This window comes from Thermoanaerobaculia bacterium (genome assembly GCA_035593605.1).
Taxonomy (GTDB): domain Bacteria; phylum Acidobacteriota; class Thermoanaerobaculia; order UBA2201; family DAOSWS01; genus DAOSWS01.
Genome location: DAOSWS010000018.1, coordinates 1 through 20,256 on the forward strand (window position 1 = coordinate 1; position 20,256 = coordinate 20,256).

Annotated in this window: 17 protein-coding genes; 9 read left to right on the forward strand and 8 right to left on the reverse strand. The window is 56.5% G+C overall.

Annotated elements, in window-relative coordinates; all coding sequences use genetic code 11:
- Both PLD04_09800 and PLD04_09805 read left to right on the forward strand, forming a co-directional pair.
- The coding region (locus tag PLD04_09800; GenBank protein HXK68625.1) for a type I restriction endonuclease subunit R at positions 1-3,167 on the forward strand (3,167 nt) is incomplete at its 5' end.
- Positions 3,168-3,278: 111 nt separating this feature from the next.
- Positions 3,279-4,997 carry a hypothetical protein gene (locus tag PLD04_09805; protein HXK68626.1) on the forward strand — a complete coding sequence of 573 codons (1,719 nt, stop codon included), beginning with the start codon at positions 3,279-3,281 and terminating at the stop codon, positions 4,995-4,997.
- A 103-nt stretch (positions 4,998-5,100) separates the two neighbouring features.
- On the opposite strand, the gene PLD04_09810 is transcribed toward PLD04_09805, so the two are convergent.
- Complete coding sequence (locus PLD04_09810) at positions 5,101-5,463, reverse strand: helix-turn-helix transcriptional regulator (protein ID HXK68627.1); 363 nt, start codon at positions 5,461-5,463, stop codon at positions 5,101-5,103.
- Between the two features lie 148 nt (positions 5,464-5,611).
- Positions 5,612-6,709, reverse strand: a complete 1,098-nt coding sequence (locus PLD04_09815; GenBank protein ID HXK68628.1) for an FtsX-like permease family protein — start codon at positions 6,707-6,709, stop codon at positions 5,612-5,614.
- Between the two features lie 38 nt (positions 6,710-6,747).
- Here PLD04_09815 and PLD04_09820 point away from each other — a divergent pair, with 38 nt between their 5' ends.
- Both PLD04_09820 and PLD04_09825 read left to right on the forward strand, forming a co-directional pair.
- Positions 6,748-7,491 (forward strand): hypothetical protein, encoded by a 744-nt coding sequence (locus tag PLD04_09820; GenBank protein ID HXK68629.1) that lies wholly within the window; start codon positions 6,748-6,750, stop codon positions 7,489-7,491.
- Positions 7,491-8,150, forward strand: a complete 660-nt coding sequence (locus tag PLD04_09825; protein HXK68630.1) for a hypothetical protein — start codon at positions 7,491-7,493, stop codon at positions 8,148-8,150. The genes PLD04_09820 and PLD04_09825 overlap by 1 nt, the downstream gene beginning before the upstream one ends.
- Before the next feature lie 7 nt (positions 8,151-8,157).
- Here PLD04_09825 and PLD04_09830 read toward each other — a convergent pair whose 3' ends face one another.
- Genes PLD04_09830 through PLD04_09855 form a run of 6 tightly spaced genes read right to left on the reverse strand, consistent with a single transcriptional unit; the run spans position 8,158 to position 12,477 of the window.
- Entirely contained in the window at positions 8,158-8,793 is a 636-nt protein-coding gene (locus PLD04_09830; GenBank protein HXK68631.1) for a DUF3108 domain-containing protein, read from the reverse strand.
- Positions 8,794-8,804: 11 nt separating this feature from the next.
- Positions 8,805-9,689, reverse strand: coding sequence for a glycosyltransferase family 9 protein (locus PLD04_09835; GenBank protein ID HXK68632.1), 885 nt, complete (start codon positions 9,687-9,689; stop codon positions 8,805-8,807).
- Complete coding sequence (locus PLD04_09840; GenBank protein HXK68633.1) at positions 9,686-10,159, reverse strand: adenylyltransferase/cytidyltransferase family protein; 474 nt, start codon at positions 10,157-10,159, stop codon at positions 9,686-9,688. The genes PLD04_09835 and PLD04_09840 overlap by 4 nt, the downstream gene beginning before the upstream one ends.
- Complete coding sequence (locus PLD04_09845; GenBank protein HXK68634.1) at positions 10,149-11,123, reverse strand: PfkB family carbohydrate kinase; 975 nt, start codon at positions 11,121-11,123, stop codon at positions 10,149-10,151. Before PLD04_09845 ends, PLD04_09840 begins: the two co-directional genes overlap by 11 nt.
- A 4-nt stretch (positions 11,124-11,127) precedes the next feature.
- Positions 11,128-12,279 (reverse strand): hypothetical protein, encoded by a 1,152-nt coding sequence (locus PLD04_09850; protein HXK68635.1) that lies wholly within the window; start codon positions 12,277-12,279, stop codon positions 11,128-11,130.
- A gap of 6 nt (positions 12,280-12,285) precedes the next feature.
- On the reverse strand, positions 12,286-12,477 hold the full coding sequence (locus tag PLD04_09855; protein HXK68636.1) for a hypothetical protein: 192 nt from the start codon (positions 12,475-12,477) through the stop codon (positions 12,286-12,288).
- 19 nt (positions 12,478-12,496) lie between these two features.
- Between PLD04_09855 and tatA the strand changes: the two genes are divergently transcribed.
- The 5 genes from tatA (at position 12,497) to PLD04_09880 (ending at position 20,255) form a co-directional block, all read left to right on the forward strand.
- Positions 12,497-12,712, forward strand: a complete 216-nt coding sequence (gene tatA / locus PLD04_09860) for a twin-arginine translocase TatA/TatE family subunit (GenBank protein HXK68637.1) — start codon at positions 12,497-12,499, stop codon at positions 12,710-12,712.
- Between the two features lie 19 nt (positions 12,713-12,731).
- On the forward strand, positions 12,732-13,460 hold the full coding sequence (gene tatC, locus PLD04_09865; GenBank protein ID HXK68638.1) for a twin-arginine translocase subunit TatC: 729 nt from the start codon (positions 12,732-12,734) through the stop codon (positions 13,458-13,460).
- A gap of 269 nt (positions 13,461-13,729) precedes the next feature.
- Complete coding sequence (locus PLD04_09870; GenBank protein ID HXK68639.1) at positions 13,730-17,653, forward strand: FG-GAP-like repeat-containing protein; 3,924 nt, start codon at positions 13,730-13,732, stop codon at positions 17,651-17,653.
- Positions 17,654-17,794: 141 nt separating this feature from the next.
- Positions 17,795-19,504, forward strand: a complete 1,710-nt coding sequence (locus PLD04_09875; GenBank protein HXK68640.1) for an HD domain-containing protein — start codon at positions 17,795-17,797, stop codon at positions 19,502-19,504.
- Positions 19,482-20,255, forward strand: coding sequence for a tetratricopeptide repeat protein (locus tag PLD04_09880; protein ID HXK68641.1), 774 nt, complete (start codon positions 19,482-19,484; stop codon positions 20,253-20,255). The genes PLD04_09875 and PLD04_09880 overlap by 23 nt, the downstream gene beginning before the upstream one ends.
- The last annotated feature ends 1 nt before the right edge of the window (position 20,256 follow it).

Here is a 20,256-nt window from a genome sequence, read left to right on the forward strand (position 1 = left end):
CACACTCCGAATCCGCCCTGGAGGAACAGACGATCCGGCTCTTTGAGTCGCTGGGTTGGGAGTCGTACCACACCCAGAACGAGTTCGAGACGGCCGGGGGGAGCCCCCTGGGCCGGGAGAATATGGGCGAAGTGGTTCTCACTGCCCGGCTCCGCCCTGCCATGGAGCGCCTGAACCCGAACCATCCTCCGGAGGCCTTTGACCGGGCGATCGAGGAACTGCTCCGGGACCGGAGCGCCATGAGCCTTGCGGCGGCGAACCGGGAAGTCTATTCCCTTTTGAAGAACGGGATCAAGGTTCCGGTGGGGGATCCGGTGGACGGCGGAGAGCGGATCGAGACGGTGAAGGTGATGGACTGGGACGATCCTTCCTCGAACGACTTTCTCCTCTGCTCCCAGCTCTGGGTGGTCGGGGAGATGTACAAGCGGCGGGCGGACCTCGTGGGGTTCGTCAACGGCATTCCGCTGGTTTTTGTGGAGCTCAAGGCGTCCCACAAGCAGATGAAGGATGCCTATACCGGGAACTTCACGGACTACAAGGACACGATCCCCCACCTGTTCCGCTACAACGGTCTGGTGATCTTAAGCAACGGGAGCGAAAGCAGGGCCGGGACGATCACGGCCTCCTGGGGCCACTTTGTGACCTGGCCGAAGATCTCCGATGAGGAGGAGCCGGGAGTCATTTCCCTTGAAACGATGATCCGGGGAACCTGCGAACCTGCCCGGCTCCTCGACCTGGTGGAAAACTACTCGCTCTTCATGGAAGTGGGAAGCCGGGAGGATGAAAAGGGCCTGATCAAGATCCTGGCCAAGAATCATCAGTACCTTGGGGTGCGGAATGCCATGGAGGCCCTGTCGAACCTGCGGGACCGGAAGGGCAGGCTCGGTGTCTTCTGGCATACCCAGGGGAGCGGAAAATCCCTCTCGATGATCTTCTTCGCCCAGAAGGTCCTGCGGAAGGTGCCGGGGAACTGGACCTTCGTGATCGTGACCGACCGGATCGAGCTGGATAAGCAGATCTATAACAATTTCGCCAATGTCGGGGCCGTGACGGAGGGGGAGGCCCATGCGGAGAGCTCGGCCCATCTGCGCCAGCTTCTCCGGGAGGACCACCGGTACGTCTTCACGCTCATCCACAAGTTCCGTACTGAACCGGGGCAGGCGCACCCCGTCCTGTCGGAGAGGGATGACATCATCGTCATCACGGACGAGGCCCATCGCTCCCAGTACGACACCCTGGCCCTGAACATGCGGACCGCGCTTCCCAACGCCTCGTTCCTTGCGTTCACCGGGACGCCGCTCATCGTCGGGGAAGAGAAGACGCGGGAGGTGTTCGGCGAGTACATCAGCGTCTACAATTTCCGGCAGTCGGTGGAGGAGAAGGCCACCGTGCCCCTCTACTACGAGAACCGGATTCCTGAGCTTCAGCTCACCAATGCCGAGCTGAACGACGATATGGCCCGCCTGCTGGAAGACGCGGAGCTGGATGAAGACCAGGAGAAGAAGCTGGAGCGGGAGTTCGCCCGGCAGTACCATCTCATCACACGGGAGGACCGCCTGGAGGCCGTGGCGGAGGACATTGTCCGGCACTTCACGGCCCGGGGGTTCAGGGGAAAGGGGATGGTGGTCTGCATCGACAAGGCCACGACGGTGCGGATGTACGACAAGGTGAGGTCGCACTGGGAAAGGGAGCTGGCGGTTCTCCGGGAGCAGGTGAAGGTTTCCATGGAGGACTACAAGCCCGCCCTGGAGGAAAAGATCCAGTACATGGAGGCAACGGACATGGCCGTCGTTGTCTCCCAGGGTCAGAACGAGATCAGGGAAATGAAAGAGAAGGGCCTGGACATCGCTCCCCACCGGAAGAGGATGGTGGAGGAGGACCTGGAGAAGAAGTTCAAGGATGAGAACGATCCCTTCCGCCTGGTCTTCGTCTGCGCGATGTGGATGGTGGGGTTTGACGTGCCTTCGTGCTCCACGATCTACCTGGACAAGCCGATGCGGAACCATACCCTAATGCAGACGATCGCCCGGGCCAACCGGGTGTTCAAGGAGAAGAAGAACGGGCTTATCGTGGATTATGTGGGCGTGTTCCGGGACCTGAAGAAGGCCCTGGCCATCTACGGAACCGGGCCGGACGGCAGGGCGAGGGAAGGGGACATGCCGGTGAAGGACAAGTCCGCCCTGGTGGAGGAACTGCGCAGTGCCGCGGATGCGGTCCTGACCTTCTGCACCGACCGGGAGATCGACCTGAGAAGCCTGCAGGGTGTTGATACGTTCCACTTCATCGCCGAGCGGGACAAAATCGCGGACAGGATCCTGGAAACCGAAGAGTCAAAGAAGGAATATCTCTCCCTTGCCGGGAATGTCCATACCCTGTTCAAGGCCGTGGCACCGGACCCCGTGCTGAAAGAGATGGGCCCGGTCTGTTCCCTGATCTATAACGTGGAGATGAAAATCCGTTCACTGACGCCGCAGGCAGATATTTCCGATGTGATGCAGGACGTGGAGAACCTCCTGGACCGCTCGATTCACCCGGATGAAGGGTACCTGATCCGGACGCCCATTGAACCCTGGGGCGGGGACCACATGGTGGATCTGAGCAAGGTGGATTTTGAGGCCCTGAAAGCGAAGCTCAGGACCGGGCAGAAGCATATCGAGGCGGAGAAGCTCAAGGGGCAGGTGAATGCGAAGCTGAACAAGATGGTCCGGGAAAACAGGACCCGGATGGATTTCTACGAGCAGTTCCTGAAGATGATCGAGGATTACAACACGGGCCGGAACATCGACCATTATCTGGAAGAGCTGATTAAATTTATCGAGAAGCTGAACAGGGAGGAGAAGCGGGCGGTCGCGGAGGAACTGACGGAAGAGGAGCTGACAGTCTTTGACCTGCTGACCCGGCCGGACATGATGCTCACAAGGGAAGAGGAAAAGCAGGTGAAACGGACGGCCAGGGATCTGCTGAAGACTCTGAAAACCGAGAAGCTGGTCCTGGACTGGCGGAAGCATCAGCAGTCCCGTGCCCAGGTGCGTGTGGCCATTGAGACGGTCCTGGACGAAGGGCTTCCCCGCACCTACACACCCGAGATCTACGAACAGAAGTGCGAAGCCATCTATCAGCACGTTTACGAGTCATACTACAGTGGGGAAAAGAGTGTGTATGGGTGATTACTCGACCATGTTTTTATTCTCAAAGAGTGATATCTTCCTCTCCATGGATGGTAACAATCTCAGTCGCGAAAGCAGATGTGGAAGGAACTTTCTATTTAGGAGGGGAGTATGAGAACAAACGGTAATTATCGTAGAGGTTTATTCATTCTTGTTTTCACTTTCATTGTCTGCACTTCGTCTTTCGCAGATGAAGCTGGGTGGATCAAAGCAAACAATAATAAGAAATGCAAAATATGGAATCCCAATCCAGTTCCAAATGAATACGTAACATGGGACGGTGCCTGCGAGGATGGCTACGCTCATGGAAAAGGAGTCGCGACCTGGTACAAGAATGGCAAAATAAACGAGATTTATGAGGGTGAGATGTTCAAAGGTATGTACCGTGGACAAGGTAAATGCACATATTTAAGTGGTAACTCGTACACAGGGGAATGGCTGAATTCAGAGAAACATGGTCATGGGGAGTATCGCTGGGCTAATGGTACTATTTACGTTGGCAATTTTTTGGATAGCCATAGTGCTGGTAACGGGGTGTATTTCTATAAGGATGGCAGTATAACAATAGGTGGATGGTATAAGGGCAAACTTGACGGAATCTGCATTGCTTACGATAAAGAGGGAAAAGTCATAAGATCTGGAAAGTGGGAAAAAGGTACCTTTCGAGAAAAGTTTGATATTGATCCATTTGATGTGCGTCTTGGACCGCCTGAGGTACTTAAAGAAGTCAACGTAAAAGTCTTGCAATTAAATGAGAAAGCAGCACAAGAGGAACAAGAAAGACAACAGAAGGAAGAGGAAAGTCATTGGATTACGGATCCAAACACAGGATGCAGGGCTTGGAATCCTTATCCCGCACCAGATAAGAGTATTATCTGGTCAGGTGATTGTGTTAATGGGCTCATGGAGGGAGAGGGGACCCTTGTCTGGTACAACAAACTTGGATTACCAACTGATAAGTATATTGGATCGATGAAAACGGGCAGATATGAGGGAAAGGGGAGTTATCATTATGAAAGTGGTATTGTCTACGAAGGTGAATTCTTAAACGGAAAATATCATGGAAAAGGTATTCATCATTTCCCCAATGGACATAGGTACGAAGGTGAGTTTCAAAAAGGTAAACGCCATGGGAAAGGCACATATTATTATGAGGAAGGTAGATATCACAAAGGGCAATATGTCGATGGTGACCTCAATGGATATGGTGTCTATGTGAAATTCGGTACTATTGTTAAATCCGGTCGTTGGAAAAACGACGAACTGGTTGAATCATTCCCTCTGGATCTTCATGACCCAAGAATCACATCTGAGGAAGAGTACCAGGCGTACCGGAAGCAACAAGAGAGAGAGCATCAGGCATACCTGAAGCAACAGGAGGAAGCTGAAAAGGCCAGGGCGGCCAATATTAAAAAAGTCAAAGCGACCAACAACGCGAATCAACTCTATATTCTTGGCTACAGATTTGAAGAGACGGATTTGGAGAGCGCGAAACTGGCATATAACAAGATCTTAGACAATTATCCCAGTTCAGACTTAATCGCAAAAGTGATTGACCGGCTGGAGGCATTGACTGATTCACCATCAACATCCACAGCAGCCTCTTCTGCCAAATTTAGAGCCGGGGATACTGTCTGTATGGATGCAGAAACTCTTTTATCATCGCAGACCATTAAAGGGTTTGTTGAGAATGTCTCCGGCGACAGAATACAAATTCGGATCGGAAGCATTAGTGGTGGTCTATGGAGTACCTTGAACTATAAGGGTGTGGTGATAGAGGAAGGTACAGTAATCTGGGATGAGGATGTCAATTGGTATAGTTGCAATTAAACAGCTGGGATCCCACCTTCGCCGAAGGCTAAGGAGGACAAGCAGGTCTTGAATTGCAACATTTGGACACGTCAATCCTGCAACAGGGTTTATCGCACTTCAGCTACTTTTTCTCTCCCCCGCTCAAATCTGTCAGAAGTTCTTCACGGAAGACAAACGCTTTCAAAAAACGTTTGACGAGATCTCTGGATTCCCCTCCCAGGGTGCAGAGGGCTTCAAAGAGCCTCAATAGCTCCAGATCGGGGACGTCGACCCTGCCGTCGCGGGGGACATTGTCGAAGAGGAGATAATCCGAGGTTACTTCGAAGGTCTTTGCCAGGTTGATGATATCGTCGGAGTCGGGTTTGGACTTCTGCCGCTCCCACCGGCCCAGTGTCTGGATGTGAACCCCGATTTTGTCCGCCAGTTCGCCCTGTGTCCAGCCCCGTTCGTCCCGCAGTTCCGCAATTCTCGTGTGAATGGCCATGGGACATCCTAGCATGAATTCTATCAGTTGTGGTGTGTAACGCATAGCATTGTTGATATATTTTGTCGGGAATAGATGCCTTTTTTTATGGAAACACTTTACTGATTTGTTGTTTTTATCTGCGCGGGGTTGATCCTGGCTGAACCGGTTATTCGTACCGGATGGCGGTGAGGACGGGGACCCTGCGTGCTCTCAGGGCGGGGAGGAGGCTGGCTACGGTCACGATGATCCCGGCATAGAGGGCGATCCCGAGGATATGAATCCAGGTGGGGGAAATGGGAATCGAATCCACGCCGTAGACTTCTGAAAGGGCTCCCGTGAAGTGAAGGATCGGCGTGGCGTTGATGAGAATTCCCAGCGAGGCTCCCAGGAAGAGCCCGAAGAGAATCCCGAAAATGCCGACGACCAGGCCATAGATGAAAAATACACCGGTTACCTGGCGGGTCGTAAACCCCAGGGCACGGAGAATTCCGACCGTTTTTCTTCTTTCTTCCGTATCCATGAGGAGGCGGGCCAGAAGGAAGAGTCCGGCTACGGCAGTAATCAGCCCCAGGACGACGGCCATGATCCATTCCTGAAATTTCAAGGTGCCGAAAAGGTCCCGGTTGGCTTCCTCAAGGGTGATCAGGCTGGCTTCACGGGGTAGATGAGCGCGGATATCCTGAAGGAGCTGAGGGTCACCGAGACCCTTCACGGGATAGATCTCGAAGGTCTTTCGCGTGGTGAGACCTTCCATCCCGGCCAGGGGAAGAAAGGCCCATCCATCGTCCAGAGACGTCATGCCAAAGGTGCGGATTTCTGAAACGGTAAAGGTCTTTACCCTGGGAAGGCCGGATGTGGACTGCACGACGAGACGGACACACCCTCCTCTCTCCGTGCCCAGAGACCGCGCGGCTCCCGATCCCAGGATGAGCCCCTGTTCATCCTCCGAAGCCTTGATGGAGAGAAATTGTCCGGTGGATGCCGTGCAGGCGAGAAAAAGTCCCTGGCTGTATTGCACTTCCCGGATCTCGACCCGCTTTTCAATGTGCGACGGCAGATCCAGGCGTGGAGCATCGAGAATGACCTGGTAGGGTGCGAAGGTCATCCGGAGAATTCGTTCCAGCTGTCCCCTGTATCCATCCATGATGCCGAGGGTCACGTAGAGAACGGCTACGCCGAGCGCGATACCGGAAACGGAAAGGAGGACGCGGGACTGGATTTTTTTCCCACGGAGCAATAAGCGACTTGCTATGAAGAAGTACATCGACACGTGAGGTATAATGTACCATGAAAGGAGGCGTTATGAAGCAGTTGACACTGCTTGTGCTGGTCTTTTTCTTCTGCGTGTCCCTCTTCGGTTATGTGGTCTATCTGAAGGATGGTTCGACCTACATGGCCCGGGAAAAGTACATGGTGGAGGGAGATTACGCCATCATCACTCTGCAGAACGGCAGTGTGATCAAGGTGAAGATGAATCTGATCGACGTGAAAAAGACCGACGATTATAACGCGAAGGGTCTCACATCCGGTGAGGTCATCGAACTGGGGACATCCGGTTCCTCCTCGACCACGACAGACAAGCCCCGCGTGTCACCCTTGAGCGATCTGGCAAAGAGGAAACCCGCCAAGGACATGTTCGGTTCCGGATCCTCCGATTCCGTGGATATCCGGGAGGGCTCGGGACAGGCCGAAGGTTCCAAAGTTCCCTTCCGCGATGAAGGGATCAGCCGGTCTTTTGTGGTTCTTTTCGAAAACCAGAACCTCTTCCAGTACCGGATCTACCAGGGACGAAAGTCCACCAGCATGCGGGTGGAGATGACCACGGACAATGAAAACGAAGTTTTTCGAACGGTCTCCTCGGTGGCGAAAAAGCTGAACGAATATGTCAAAACCAGCAACAAAAAGCTCGATCAGGTCGAACTCTTCATGGCCACAAGCGCGGGTGCACCGGCCGGCCGGTTTATCATTACCCCGGAAAGTGCGTCGGAGCTCGCAAATGGAAAGGTTACTGTCGAAGCCTTCTTCGTTCAGAACGTCATTTTTTAATGCGGATTCTCTTTAAGGCCACCCTCCCCATGGCGTGGCATGAGGTCAGTCCCGGACTTCCGACCTGTGCCGCCATCGTCCACAATTTGTCCCTTCAGGGCTTATGGGGCGTCTGTCTGACGATGAATGACCGCCTCCAGGAGGAGACCGGCCTGATCCGTCAGCTGGCTCCGGTCCATATCAACTACATGGTGAATGCCATACCCGAGCAGATCCGTTCCGCCCTCGACGGGAAGCCCGATTCTGTGACCATCTGGAACGACAAGCGGGAAGATCGATGCTACGACCCTCAGCTCTTCGCACGTCAGCTGGACGATGCGGTACAGCCTCTGAAGCTGGAACGTACGCGGGTCCGTCTCTATATCGAACCGGAGCCCGATCTGGTGAAAGAGACGCACCGCCAGGGAATCGGAAGCATCTTTCTCCATTTCACAAAGGATACGGACAAAATCACCCGATCGATTCAGACGGGTCAGAAGCTGGGTATGTCCATCTACATCGCCGGGATTGAGGACTGGGAATCTCTCCACATCATCAGCCGGTTCGATTCCCTGACCGGTATCGTCCTGGATGTTTCGATTCTGCGCTATATCATGGAACTGGGTTCACGGGAGGCGCTTTCTTCTTTGACTGCCGTCTTTCCCTGGATGGGAGCCTGATTCCTGTCTACTCGCAGTAGGGATCAAGGGTCGCCGTAAGACTGCCCAGGGCGGCCGAAAACTTCATTTTCAACGGCACATGAGCCTCCGATGTGGAAAACCATATCGTCATGTCGGCATCCCTGTCCCGGGATGGATCGATGGCCCGTGGCTCCACGCGCAGGGCCCGGACTTCTCTCCCTGCGATGGAGATCTTTTCCGGAACCGCCCGGCTCACCAGAATTTCATAGGATTTTCCTCGATCGTGAACGGTGAGCTTGCGAGGGAGGCGGTCCAGAGAGGCCCGTAGGACGTAGATGGACGCCAGGGTATCAACCGCTCCTGCAGGGAGGGGATAGAACTTTCCCCGGGACCAGCTGACCCCCTCTTCCCACCAGAAAAAGGTGGTCGTAATTTCATTTTTCTTCTTTTCACGGATGTGCTTCACAAAGAGCAGGGAACGCTCCTCTTTGACATCCAGGTAGGAGAGAAAGACATCCTCCATGGGAAAGATGGCCTTTACGAATCCCGTGCTCCAGGTCTTTTGTTCGATCAGGACGTTGTCTCCCAGGTTTTCTGTCCTGAGGATCATCTCCCCGGCTTTGATTCCGGACCACCGGACTTCGTAGTGCAGAGATTCACCCGATGTAAAGGGAGCCTGAATGAGTCCCAGGATCAGGAGCAGTGACGGGAGACCCAGTTGTCCACCTCCTCAAGGTCGGGTGTTCGGTCCGTGTAGATCAGGGATGGGGAAAAGTAGGGGCCGTTTCGATCCGGGTGCCACCGGGTAAAGGTACCCATGACCGGGATTCCCAGCTGATCGGCGAGGTGGGTCGGCCCGGTATCGCCTCCCAGGTAGAGGCGGCATCGTGTCAGGATTGCAGCCAGTTCACCGAAGGAGAGGACGGGAAGCACAAATGCGGAGGGAAGGGCGCGGACCCAGGGTGAGAGGCGATCTTCTTCTCCGGGACCACAGCTCAGGACCACGGACCATTTTCGTTTGAGAAACCGAAGGAGGATAGGGGACCATTCTTCTTCCCGCAGATCCTTTTCCGGATCGGATGTTGTGGGGTGGACCAGCAGGCAGGGGTGGGTAAGGGATGGCAGGACTTCGTCCACGGCGGGAGTGTGAACCACAAGGTCGGTAGCCCGGTATTCCGGGGAGATCGTGATGGAAGACCCCAGGGCTGCCGACAGAAGGAAGGCGTGGCGATCCATGATATGGGTCCGGCCTGTGGTCACCCTTCTCTGGTACGCGATGGACGCCATGGGTTCCCGGGCTTCGGACCAGCTGTATCCGACCCGGAGCCAGGCCCCGCATCGCAGAGAGAGCCAGGCCGTCCGCATCAGACCCTGGGCGTCGACGACGATATCGGTGTCCCCCGGGGGGCTTGAAACGAGCCGATCCAGAAAGGAGACCCGTTCAAAGACGGAATGGTATCCGGGGCGGGTGAGAAGGGTTATGTGCACTTTCGGGTGCGTCGATTTCAGAGCCTGAAGTGCCGGAAGGATGTGAAGAATGTCCCCAAAGGCTGAGGTGCGAAGGACGAGAAGGTTCAAGGTCTCTTCCAGGTCTTCAGGATATCGGTGGTCGAATGGTCCTTCGGATCGCCCACGATCAGCACCCTTCCCCCGATCGATTCCATAACCTCGCGTTCCGGTACGTTCTCCTCGGTGTAATCGGTGCCTTTGCACTGGATATGGGGTCTCAGCTCCAGGATCAGCTCGCGGGGTGAATCTTCCTCGAAGGGGATCAGAAAGTCCACGGGCTCCAGGTGGGACAGGACTTCCATTCTCTCCATCAGGGGCATGACCGGACGCCCTTCCCCTTTGAGACGGCGAACCGATTCATCGGAATTCATACCCACGACGAGCACATCACCCGCAGCGCGTGCCGCGGCAAGATAACGGATATGGCCTACATGAAGCACGTCGAAACAGCCGTTGGCAAAGACGATCGTCAGGTTTTGATTTCGGAGACGGGCTCCCAGGTTTGTGGCCTCGCTACGATCCAGAATTTCAGCCGGCATGGATTCCCAGGGCCTTCCGTATTTCCGCGGGAGTGCAGACCGCCGTGCCAAGCTTCATGACGACGATTCCTCCTGCAATGTTGGCGAGGGTTGCGGCTTCCAGGGGAGTCGCTCCTGATGCCATGGCTGCAGCGAAGGCGGCCAGGACGGTATCGCCCGCCCCGGTCACATCGGCCGGTTGATCACTTCCGAAAACGGGGATGGCAAGGTTCAGGCCGTCCACGGAGAGGACCATGCCTTCGGAGCCCCGGGTCAGGAGAACGACCGCTGCTTCCAGTCGCCCGCGAATCTCTTCCGCTCCCTCCAGGGCTTCTTCCGGGGTGCGGAATTCCCTTCCCAGGAAGGCGCAGGCCTCTTCTTCGTTCGGTGTCACGGCAAAGACCCCGGGGAACTGGGCGAGGCGATACCGGGAGTCCACAATGACTCGAATGCCCCGATCTCTCAATTTCAGGATGGCATCGGGGCAGACCGTGTTGTAGCCGTAGTCGGAGACAGCGAGCAGGTCTCCCTCGGACAGGGCGGGGAGGGTGACCGTTCCACTTTCAAAGCTCCGTTCCATATCCATCCGGACCACCTGCTGTTTGACCCCCGAACGGGGGCCGGCCAGGATTCGCATCTTGGTCAGGGTTTCCGCATCGGACAGGACCCGGAGGTGGGAGAGGTCCATGCCGTGGTCTCCAAAGGTGTCCAGGAGAAAACGGCCCGGCGGATCGTCGCCTATGATGCCGGCGGGAACCGGTTTCGCTCCCAGGGCCTGCAGGTTGGATATCGTATTGGCCCCTCCGCCGGGAACCATCCAGTCCCGGTCAAAGGAAAGGATAAGAACGGGAGCTTCGCGGGATATCCTTTTCGGCACACCGTAGAGATACCGGTCGACGACAAGGTCGGCCAGTACGGGAATGGACCGTCCCTTTATCGCCGAAAGAATGGTGGAAAGCCTCTCCGGGGTCGGTGCAGTGTGCATGGCGTTATTGTAACACCGGGGAGACCTCGCCGGCATGGAGAACCGCCCCGATTTCCATGTGTGCGGTTTCGGGAAACTGGTCAAAGAGCTCCACGGTATGAAGAACATAATGGCCGGGTGTCACCAGCTGTTTCAGGTCACGTACGAGAGTTGCCGCATCACAGCTGAAGAGGATCAGCGTGGTCGCCTTGAGAGCGAGAATGGCCTCCAAAACGGCAGGGTCCAGACCTTCCCGGGGCGGATCGGCCAACAGAAGATCAACCGGACCGTTCCACGAAGATAGAAAGGTTTCCACGGAGTCTTCTTCAACGTGGATATGGTTTCGTCCCCCGGAGTTGAATCGCAGGTCTTTACAGGCGGATGCCGACCGCTCCACGGCCACGACACGATCCGCACAATCCGAGAGGGGGAGTGTGAAAAAACCGACGCCGGCATAGAGATCCAGTGCCGTTTTCAGGCCGCTGTCGGGAAGGGCCCTTCGAAGAAAGTCGTGATAGGCGGGAAGAAGAAAGCGGTTGGTCTGGAAAAAACCTCCCACGTGGACACGGAACGAATAGGGTTCCACCTGAATGTGCAGATGGGGTCGGGATCGGGACCGATCCAGTGCGTGGAGGACTGTCTCGCCATCCGGTGCTTCGAGGGTCCAGAGCGAGCCGCTCGCCGTCGGAAGGGTGCGAATGAGATCAAGGCAGGACGGCGTGATCAGCCTGCACGTTTCCAGGGGGACGACGCTGCGGCCTTTCCAGGTATGGAATCCCCATCCCTCCGGTGAAGGTGCAAAGCGGTTCCGGAGCCGATAGTGGAGGGGGGACGGGTGGGTTTTCAGATCTGACCCGTTCCACCCCAGAGCGTGGCCGAGCATCTCCCCAAGCCACGCCTGCTTCCAGGTGAGCTGGATGTCGGATTTCAGCCCGGACAGAGCGCAGCCTCCACAGAGGGGAAAATGGGGGCATGCCGGTCCTCGATGGATTGAAGGATCGGCAATGTCTTCCAAAACGGCAATGTCATGACGTTTGTAGCGTCGTACCCGCCGTGCTGAAACCCTCTCCCCGGGGAAGGCACCCCGAACGAGAATCACCTTCCCTTCTGCATCCCTTGCCAGGCCGAACCCTCCCGGGACAAGACGCTCAACCGCAAGATCAGGTATAAGATCCATCCGCGGTCACCCTAGCAGGGAAAATCCTCCGCTGTCAATCACCGGATGTCGCTGTTTCGGTCGGGATGAGCAGAGCGTAAATTTCGGAACGGGGGTTTGGAGGAACGAGCTTTCAGCCGGAATGACGACTGCGCCATACAGGGCAATCGCCTGCATTTCAAAGAATACGGTCGGCTGTGTGGTAGTTTCTTCCTCCATTTTCTGGGATAATACCTGCATGTTTGGTTCACTCGGATTTCCCGAAATTCTGCTGATCCTCGCCCTGGCCCTGATCATCTTTGGCCCGAAAAAACTGCCGCAGATGGGAAGGAGTCTCGGCCGTGCCATGGCTGAATTCCGGCGCGCATCCAATGAAATTAAGCGCACGCTGGAAGAGGAAGTCGATCTGGAGGAGCGGGAAAAACGGGAAGACGAAAGCCCCCATGCCGGATGAATCTTCCAGCCTCCCCAGAATGACCGTATTAGAGCATCTTCAGGAGCTGAGGAGTTGTCTCCTTCGTTCCCTGATTGCCGTTTTTTTGGGGTTCCTTGTCTGCTGGGCCATGGCCTCCAGGCTCTTTGCCTTTCTGGCACAGCCTGCCTATGAAGCTCTGAATGGCGGAAAGCTTGCCTTTACCGGACTGACGGATCCCTTCATGCTTTACATGAAGGTGGCCTTTATCGCGGGGCTTTTCCTTACTTCTCCCTATATTCTTCTTCAGATCTGGAACTTTATTGCTCCGGGCCTCTACCCGAAGGAACGGCGCCTGATCGTTCCTTTTGTTTTCTTTACCACGGTCTTTTTCCTGGCGGGCGGATACTTCGGATACCGGGTCGTGCTTCCCCTGATGTGTGATTTCTTCATTACGCTGGGAAAGGATTTTCAGCCCGTCATCACCATTCGCGATTATATGGGGCTTGCGACGAAGCTGCTTCTGGGGATGGGGCTGATTTTTGAACTCCCGATCCTGATCTTCTTTCTGGCCAGGCTGGGTCTGGTGACGGCCGGTTTCATGATGCGCAAGTTCAAGTACGCATTCCTGGGCATTTTTATTATCGCGGCCGTCATTACGCCCACACCCGACGTGGTGACCCAGACGGCCCTGGCGATCCCCATGCTGGTCCTCTACCTCCTGGGCGTGCTGGTCGCGGCTCTCTTCGGCTCCCCACGGGAAAAACCCGACGAGGAAGATCAGGACTGATCTTTTTTCATTCACGTTTCCAGCCATATGAATAAGGCAGACAAAAAAATGGGTATAGTGTCCCCCTAAATAAAACCCCCTAAAATGAGGGCTTATCCCGTCATAGCGGGAAGAGCGGCAATGGATGGGATGATTCTGTGCCTGTTTGTTCGAAAGCGTTTCGTATGATAGGGTTACCATAGATTTATTTACATTCGGACCTTAGCCGCGGATTCAGTGAAGGGCGGCCGTTGCGTCGAGCATAATTCGATTCCGGAGGGCGAATCCAGATGAAATCATTCCATCGCATCGTGCTTTTGCTGTCCTTATCATGTCTGATCGTTCCACCGGTTTCAGCTTCTGAGCCAATTGCAGTGAAGGTGGTGAATCCGCAGGAGCCGGCGGGCCATCTTCCTGATGGAGTGTCGAACGACTGGTGGGAGGCGGTCAAAGAGCAGATCCTGGAGGAGGAGTACGGCCTGGTTCCTTCGGAGGACGACCCGCATCGCGGTCCGGGTGACTCCTTCACCGCATTCAACCGGGTTCATGGGTTTGCAGTCCGATTCAGCGAAGGGAGCGTCAGAATCGAACCCGCACCGGAATCGGAACATTCGTGGATGTGGGAGATGAAACTGGCGGGTGTCGGGCGGGAGGCCGCCCGCCCGGTTCCGTTCATTGGGATGGGCGTCCAGGGCAACCGGATCGACTATGATCGGGGAGGCGTAAAGGAGTGGTACCGGAACAGCGAACGGGGCGTGCTGCAGGTATTTGAAATCCCGGTTCGCCCGGAAGGGGAGTCTGAGACCCTCCACCTTGACCTGGCCCTCTCCACCGCTCTACGCCCTTCCATCAGCGCAGACGGGCAGGTGATAGACTTTTACACCAATGAAAGTACCGTGGCCGTCTTACGGTACACACAGGTAAAGGTGACCGATGCGGAGGGGGTCGAACTCTCCGCACGCCTGGAAGGGGTCTTCGGCGGGATCCGTACCATCGTGGAGGATTCGGCCGCATCCTACCCGATCACGGTCACATCCCTTTCCACCTCAGCCGCCTGGAGCGCCACGGGCGGGGCGGTGAACGAAAGCTTCGGTTACTCTGTCTCGACGGCAGGGGACGTCAACGGCGACGGCTATGCCGACGTGATCATCGGGGCGCGTACGTACGGTGGTGGTACGGGGAAAGCCTACCTCTACACGGGCGGCCCCGCCGGGCTTTCCGCCTCGGCCTCCTGGACCGGCACGGGTGAAGCGGTGGGAGATGAGTTCGGAGCCTCCGTCTCGACGGCCGGCGACGTCAACGGCGACGGCTATGCCGATGTGATCATCGGAGCTAATAATTACAACAGCTTAATGGGAAAGACCTATCTTTTCATTGGCGGGCCGTCCGGCCTGTCCATTTCCCCCGCGTGGAGCGTTACTGGAGAAGCGACGAACGACTACTTCGGCAAGTCTGCTGTTACCGCCGGAGATGTTAATGGTGACGGGTATAGCGATGTTATCGTCGGAGCTTATGGGTACGGTGGTGTTATGAGTACGGGTAAAGCCTACCTCTACACGGGCGGCCCATCAGGGCTTTCCACCTCGTCTACATGGAATTCTACGGGTGAGGGGACGGGCAACTTCGGTTACTCCGTCTCGACGGCCGGCGACGTCAACGGCGACGGCTATGCCGATGTGATCATCGGGGCGCGTACGTACGGTGGTACGGGTAAAGCCTACCTCTACACGGGCGGCCCCTCGGGGCTTTCCGCCGCGGCTGCCTGGAGCGCTGTGGGCGAAGGGATGATCCATTTCTTCGGTGTCTCCGTCGCAACGGCCGGTGACGTCAACGGAGACGGCTATGCCGACGTCCTTGTCGGGGCCATGGGTTACAGCAGTAATAGGGGCAAAGCCTACCTTTACACGGGCGGCCCCGCCGGGCTTTCCGCCTCGGCTGTCTGGAGCGCCACGGGTGGAGCAGCTGGAGACGACTTTGGCTACTCCGTCTCGACGGCCGGCGACGTCAACGGGGATGGCTACGCCGACGTCATCGTCGGTGCCTATGCATACAGTAGCGGAACAGGGAAGGCCTATCTCTACACGGGCGGTTCCTCGGGACTTTCCGCCTCGGCAGTCTGGAGTGCCTCGGGCGAAGCGACGGACAACTACTTCGGCCTCTCCGTCGCAACGGCAGGCGACGTCAACGGGGATGGCTACGCCGACGTCATCGTCGGTGCCTATGCATACAGTAGCGGAACAGGGAAGGCCTATCTCTACACGGGCGGACCGTCTGGCCTTACTACTGCGTCCGCCTGGAGCGCCGAGGGCGAAGCGACGAGCAATTACTTCGGCTACTCCGTCTCGACGGCCGGTGACGTCAACGGCGACGGTTATACCGACGTCCTCGTCGGGGCGCGTGAGTACGGCGGTTCCACGGGCAAAGCCTATCTCTTCATGGGCGGCCCATCGGGACTTTCCGCGACACCCTCCTGGAGCGCTGTGGGCGAAGGGATGATCCATTTCTTCGGTGTCTCCGTCGCAACGGCCGGTGACGTCAACGGCGACGGCTATGCCGACGTCCTTGTCGGGGCCTTTGGGTACAACAGTAATAGGGGCAAAGCCTACCTCTACACGGGCGGCCCCGCCGGGCTTTCCGCCTCGGCCTCCTGGACCGGCACGGGCGAAGCGGCGGACGACGACTTCGGTACCTCCGTCTCGACGGCAGGAGATGTCAATGGTGACGGGTACAGTGATGTAATCGTCGGGGCGAGTGGGTACGGCGGTACGGGGAAAGCTTACCTCTACACGGGCGGCCCCTCGGGGCTTTCCACCACGTCCGCATGGAGCGCCACGGGTGAAACGGCGGACGACGACTTCGGTACCTCCGTCTCGACGGCAGGAGATGTCAATGGTGACGGGTACAGTGATGTAATCGTCGGGGCGAGTGGGTACGGCGGTACGGGGAAAGCTTACCTCTACACGGGCGGCCCCTCGGGACTTTCCGCCTCGGCCGCCTGGAGCGCCGTGGGTGAAGGGACGCAACACTCCTTCGGCGGATCCGTCTCCACGGCGGGCGACGTCAACGGCGACAGCTATGCCGACGTCCTTGTCGGGGCGTATGGGTACAGCGATGATACGGGCAAAGCCTACCTTTACACGGGCGGCCCCTCAGGGCTTTCCGTCTCGGCCGCCTGGAGTGCCACGGGCGAAGCGATCTCTGACAACTTCGGCATCTCCGTCGCCACGGCGGGGGACATTAATGGCGACGGCTATTCAGATGCTATGGTTGGAGCCGATGGGTACAACAGCAACACAGGAAAGGCGTACCTCTACACCGGCGGTCCAACAGGCCTTGCAACCAGCTCCACATGGACCGCAACGGGCGAAGGGACGGACGACTACTTCGGCTTCTCCATCTCGACGGCAGGAGATGTCAATGGTGACGATTACAGTGATGTAATCGTCGGGGCGAGTGGGTACAGCAGCTCAACAGGAAAGACCTTATTCTATTACGGTGGAGGCGGGCCAGGCGTAACTCTTCTTCCCCGCCAGATGCGAGCGGACCTGACCGCGCCGATTGCGCCACTGGGATTGGCTGTTGATCGGCAGTTCTATCTCCAATTGCTATTACGGACACCTTTCGGCCGGGGGGGAGCGAAGACGGAGTGGCAGGCGGTTCCTCTGGGAACATCTTTCAATCCCGTATGGAACCCAATCCAGTCAAGTCCCTTATGGCAGGATACCCGGATCGACGGTTCACAGGGTTATGGTCTTGTGGACACAACCCCTTTCGTGGGCCCCTACAAGTGGCGGGTCCGCGTCCGCTATCACCCGGTCACCTCACCCTTCCAGTCCTTCAGCAGGTGGATCACCATGGCGGACAACGCACTCCAGGAGACAGATCTTCGTAGTGTGATCTCGGTCGCATGTGTCGAACCGGATGAGCCGGTCTGGCTCTACCAGGTGGACAAAGTCGGGGAGGATACCACGATTAACTTCCAGGACCCCAACCAGTCCAACCAGCGCACGGGCTGGAACGTGAGGCGCTCGAACACCGATTCCCTGCCCAAGAGTGAATGGCCGGTTGAAGCCTCCAACGTTGTGGACATGGACCAGGCGGCGCCGAACTACCAGTGGACCGATACCTCGGGAGACGACCCGGGGACAGGGGGGATCTGGTACTACCAGGTCACCGCCTACAACGACTACTGTCCCGCGGAGGGGCCGTTCTGATCAGGGTTTAGAACGTGGAAGTCTGAAGGCCAGCCCTGTTAAAATTCTGCAACGGGACACTGTACCTGTTTCTTCCCGCTACAAAGCCCGGCTCACGTCAGGGGTTCCATCAGGGCGGGTAAGTTAGGGTATAATAGCATCGTGCGGAATATTCGAATCCTGACGGCGATTTTGCTCCTGCTTTTCGTGGTTGTTGTCATTCCCGGTGTGATTTCCAACTACTTCTCTTTAAGTTATGTGAACGAGACTCTGGAGACAAAGGAAAAGAAGCTTCAAAGCCGGATGACGATCCACCTTTCGCAGGAAATTCGCAGTTATATTAATGGCTACCTCAAGCAGCTGGACCTGATCGGACGAACCGTATCCCTCATGGCGAAATCGTCGCCGGGATCCGATCCCTTTCAGCTTCTGAACACGAGCGGAATGGTTCAGAAGTACGTCAATGCAGACGCGAACTTTCGCGCTTTATACGTTCTGAACGCATCGGGGAAGGGGACGGTCATCCAGCCCCCCGGCCTTACCGAGGATGTCCTTCGGGATCTGCAGCAGGGATTTCAGGCGGGGTCGGGTGGCGATTCCTTTATCGGACATCATCACTACCTGGAGGTATTTCCCGACACCGTTGTTACCATAGCCCAGCCTCTGCTTAATGATAGCGGGGAGACCATGGGGGTTGTGGAAGCTCTGATTTCCCTTACGCCCGTCCAGGAGAGCCTTCCCAAGCCCGAAGAGGGAATGCTGGTCTATGTGATCAATACCGACGGTCAGGTTGTTCTCCACGGAAATCCCGGCCTTTCCATGACCCGTCCCGATTACAGCGATGTCCCCATCGTAGCTGATTTCATGCGCTCACCCTTTGCAACGGTCACGCGACGCTACGATTTCAACAAGAACATAGGTACGGAAACCGTGCTGGGAACGGTGGCACCGGTCGGGTCTCCCGACTGGGGCGTGGTGGTCCAGCGAGACATCTCCGTCGCCCTGCGTGAAGGCTGGGCCTCGATCAAACGTGCCCTATTTATCGGGATCGTAACAATTCTTGTTGCCTTTTTCCTGGGTTATCTGCTTGCCATGATGATCTCTTCCCCGTTACGCCATCTTGCAGAACACACCAAAAAGATGGCGGAGGGAGATTTTTCTTCACGGACTTCCGTTTCGGGAACGCAGGAGATTGTCACCCTTTCAAATAATTTTAACCACATGGCGGAACAGATTGAAGGATACATTGACCAGCTCAAAGTGGCCGCACGTGAAAACCGTGATCTCTTCATCAATTCCATTCAAATGATTTCCTCCGCCATTGATGCCAAGGATCCTTATACCAAGGGCCATTCGGACCGGGTTCGAAACTACAGCCTGGCGGTTGCCCGCGAGCTGGGTTTTTCTCCCATCGAACTGGAAGAGCTGAACATTGCCGCCCTCCTGCACGATGTGGGGAAGATCGGGATCGATGACCGCGTTCTTCGAAAACCCTCCGCCCTGAACGACGATGAGTTTGCCCTGATGAAGACCCATGCGGCCGTTGGAGCCTCCATCATGGAACGGGTACCCAAGCTGGATCGTATCATTCCAGGGATCAAGCACCACCATGAAAACTGGGGAGGCGGCGGCTATCCCGACGGTCTGAAGGGGGAGCAGATCCCTGTGATTGCGCGGGTCATTGCCGTGGCAGACACCTTTGATGCCATGACCACGGATCGCCCCTACCAGAAAGCCATGAGCTATAAATACGCAGCAGAAAAGATCCGGTCCATGACAGGAAAACGATTTGAGCCGTCTGTTGTGGAAGCGTTTTTGCGTGCCTTTGAGAAAGGAGCGTTGTTGTCCGATGATCAAGTTCACGTGGCGTAGTGCCCTTTCGGTCAGTCTTCTCCTTGTCTGTGCATGTGCAACGACTCCGAGCCAGCGGGGTGTTTTTGTGGAAAGCAAGGATATGGACCCCGTTCAGCTTTTTCAGGTCGGCGTCATGCACCTGAACGAGGGACATCTCTCAGAGGCCCAGGGCGCCTTTCGTCAGATTGTCCAGGAAACCCCCGATAACGCTCCGGCCTGGAACAATCTTGGAAAGGCTTATCTGCTTGATAAGAAGTTCCTCGATGCCGAGTCGGCTTTTCAACAGGCCGTGAAGCTGATTCCCTCCTATGCGGACGCCCATAACAACCTGGGGGTTGTGTTCATGGAACAGGGTGACTTCGAAGGGGCGGAGAAGGAGTTTGTGCTGGCACAGCAGGACTCCACCTATCGCCTGAGCCCCATGCTCTGGTACAACATGGGCATCCTGGCCCGCAAGCGTGAGAATCCGGGAAAAGCCGTTCAATACTTCACTGAGAGCCTGAATCGAAGTGAACGGTATTTCCCATCCCTGATTGAACGGGGAGAGTGCTACGAAGAGCTCGGCAGACCCGCGCTTTCCGTGGAGGATTACCGGGCGGCGGAAGAGTTTTCACCCAGCGATGTCGATCTTCTCTTCCGGTTCGGTCGATCCCTGGTCAAGGTTGGGGAGTATGCCGAGGCCCGAAAAAAGCTTGAGCGGGTTTGCGTGCTGGCTCCCATTGATCCGATCTGCGACGAGGCGACGTCCATACTGAATACCCTGCCCTGAC

What these genes read in the sequence shown, in the direction of transcription:
- PLD04_09850 (HXK68635.1), bottom strand. Translation starts at nt 12,279, where the DNA reads ATGGATCTTATACCTGATCTTGCGGTTGAGCGTCTTGTCCCGGGAGGG.
- PLD04_09810 (HXK68627.1), bottom strand. Translation starts at nt 5,463, where the DNA reads ATGGCCATTCACACGAGAATTGCGGAACTGCGGGACGAACGGGGCTGG.
- tatA (HXK68637.1), top strand. Translation starts at nt 12,497, where the DNA reads ATGTTTGGTTCACTCGGATTTCCCGAAATTCTGCTGATCCTCGCCCTG.
- PLD04_09825 (HXK68630.1), top strand. Translation starts at nt 7,491, where the DNA reads ATGCGGATTCTCTTTAAGGCCACCCTCCCCATGGCGTGGCATGAGGTC.
- PLD04_09815 (HXK68628.1), bottom strand. Translation starts at nt 6,709, where the DNA reads ATGTACTTCTTCATAGCAAGTCGCTTATTGCTCCGTGGGAAAAAAATC.
- tatC (HXK68638.1), top strand. Translation starts at nt 12,732, where the DNA reads ATGACCGTATTAGAGCATCTTCAGGAGCTGAGGAGTTGTCTCCTTCGT.
- PLD04_09820 (HXK68629.1), top strand. Translation starts at nt 6,748, where the DNA reads ATGAAGCAGTTGACACTGCTTGTGCTGGTCTTTTTCTTCTGCGTGTCC.
- PLD04_09855 (HXK68636.1), bottom strand. Translation starts at nt 12,477, where the DNA reads ATGGAGGAAGAAACTACCACACAGCCGACCGTATTCTTTGAAATGCAG.
- PLD04_09880 (HXK68641.1), top strand. Translation starts at nt 19,482, where the DNA reads ATGATCAAGTTCACGTGGCGTAGTGCCCTTTCGGTCAGTCTTCTCCTT.
- PLD04_09870 (HXK68639.1), top strand. Translation starts at nt 13,730, where the DNA reads ATGAAATCATTCCATCGCATCGTGCTTTTGCTGTCCTTATCATGTCTG.
- PLD04_09805 (HXK68626.1), top strand. Translation starts at nt 3,279, where the DNA reads ATGAGAACAAACGGTAATTATCGTAGAGGTTTATTCATTCTTGTTTTC.
- PLD04_09840 (HXK68633.1), bottom strand. Translation starts at nt 10,159, where the DNA reads ATGCCGGCTGAAATTCTGGATCGTAGCGAGGCCACAAACCTGGGAGCC.
- PLD04_09845 (HXK68634.1), bottom strand. Translation starts at nt 11,123, where the DNA reads ATGCACACTGCACCGACCCCGGAGAGGCTTTCCACCATTCTTTCGGCG.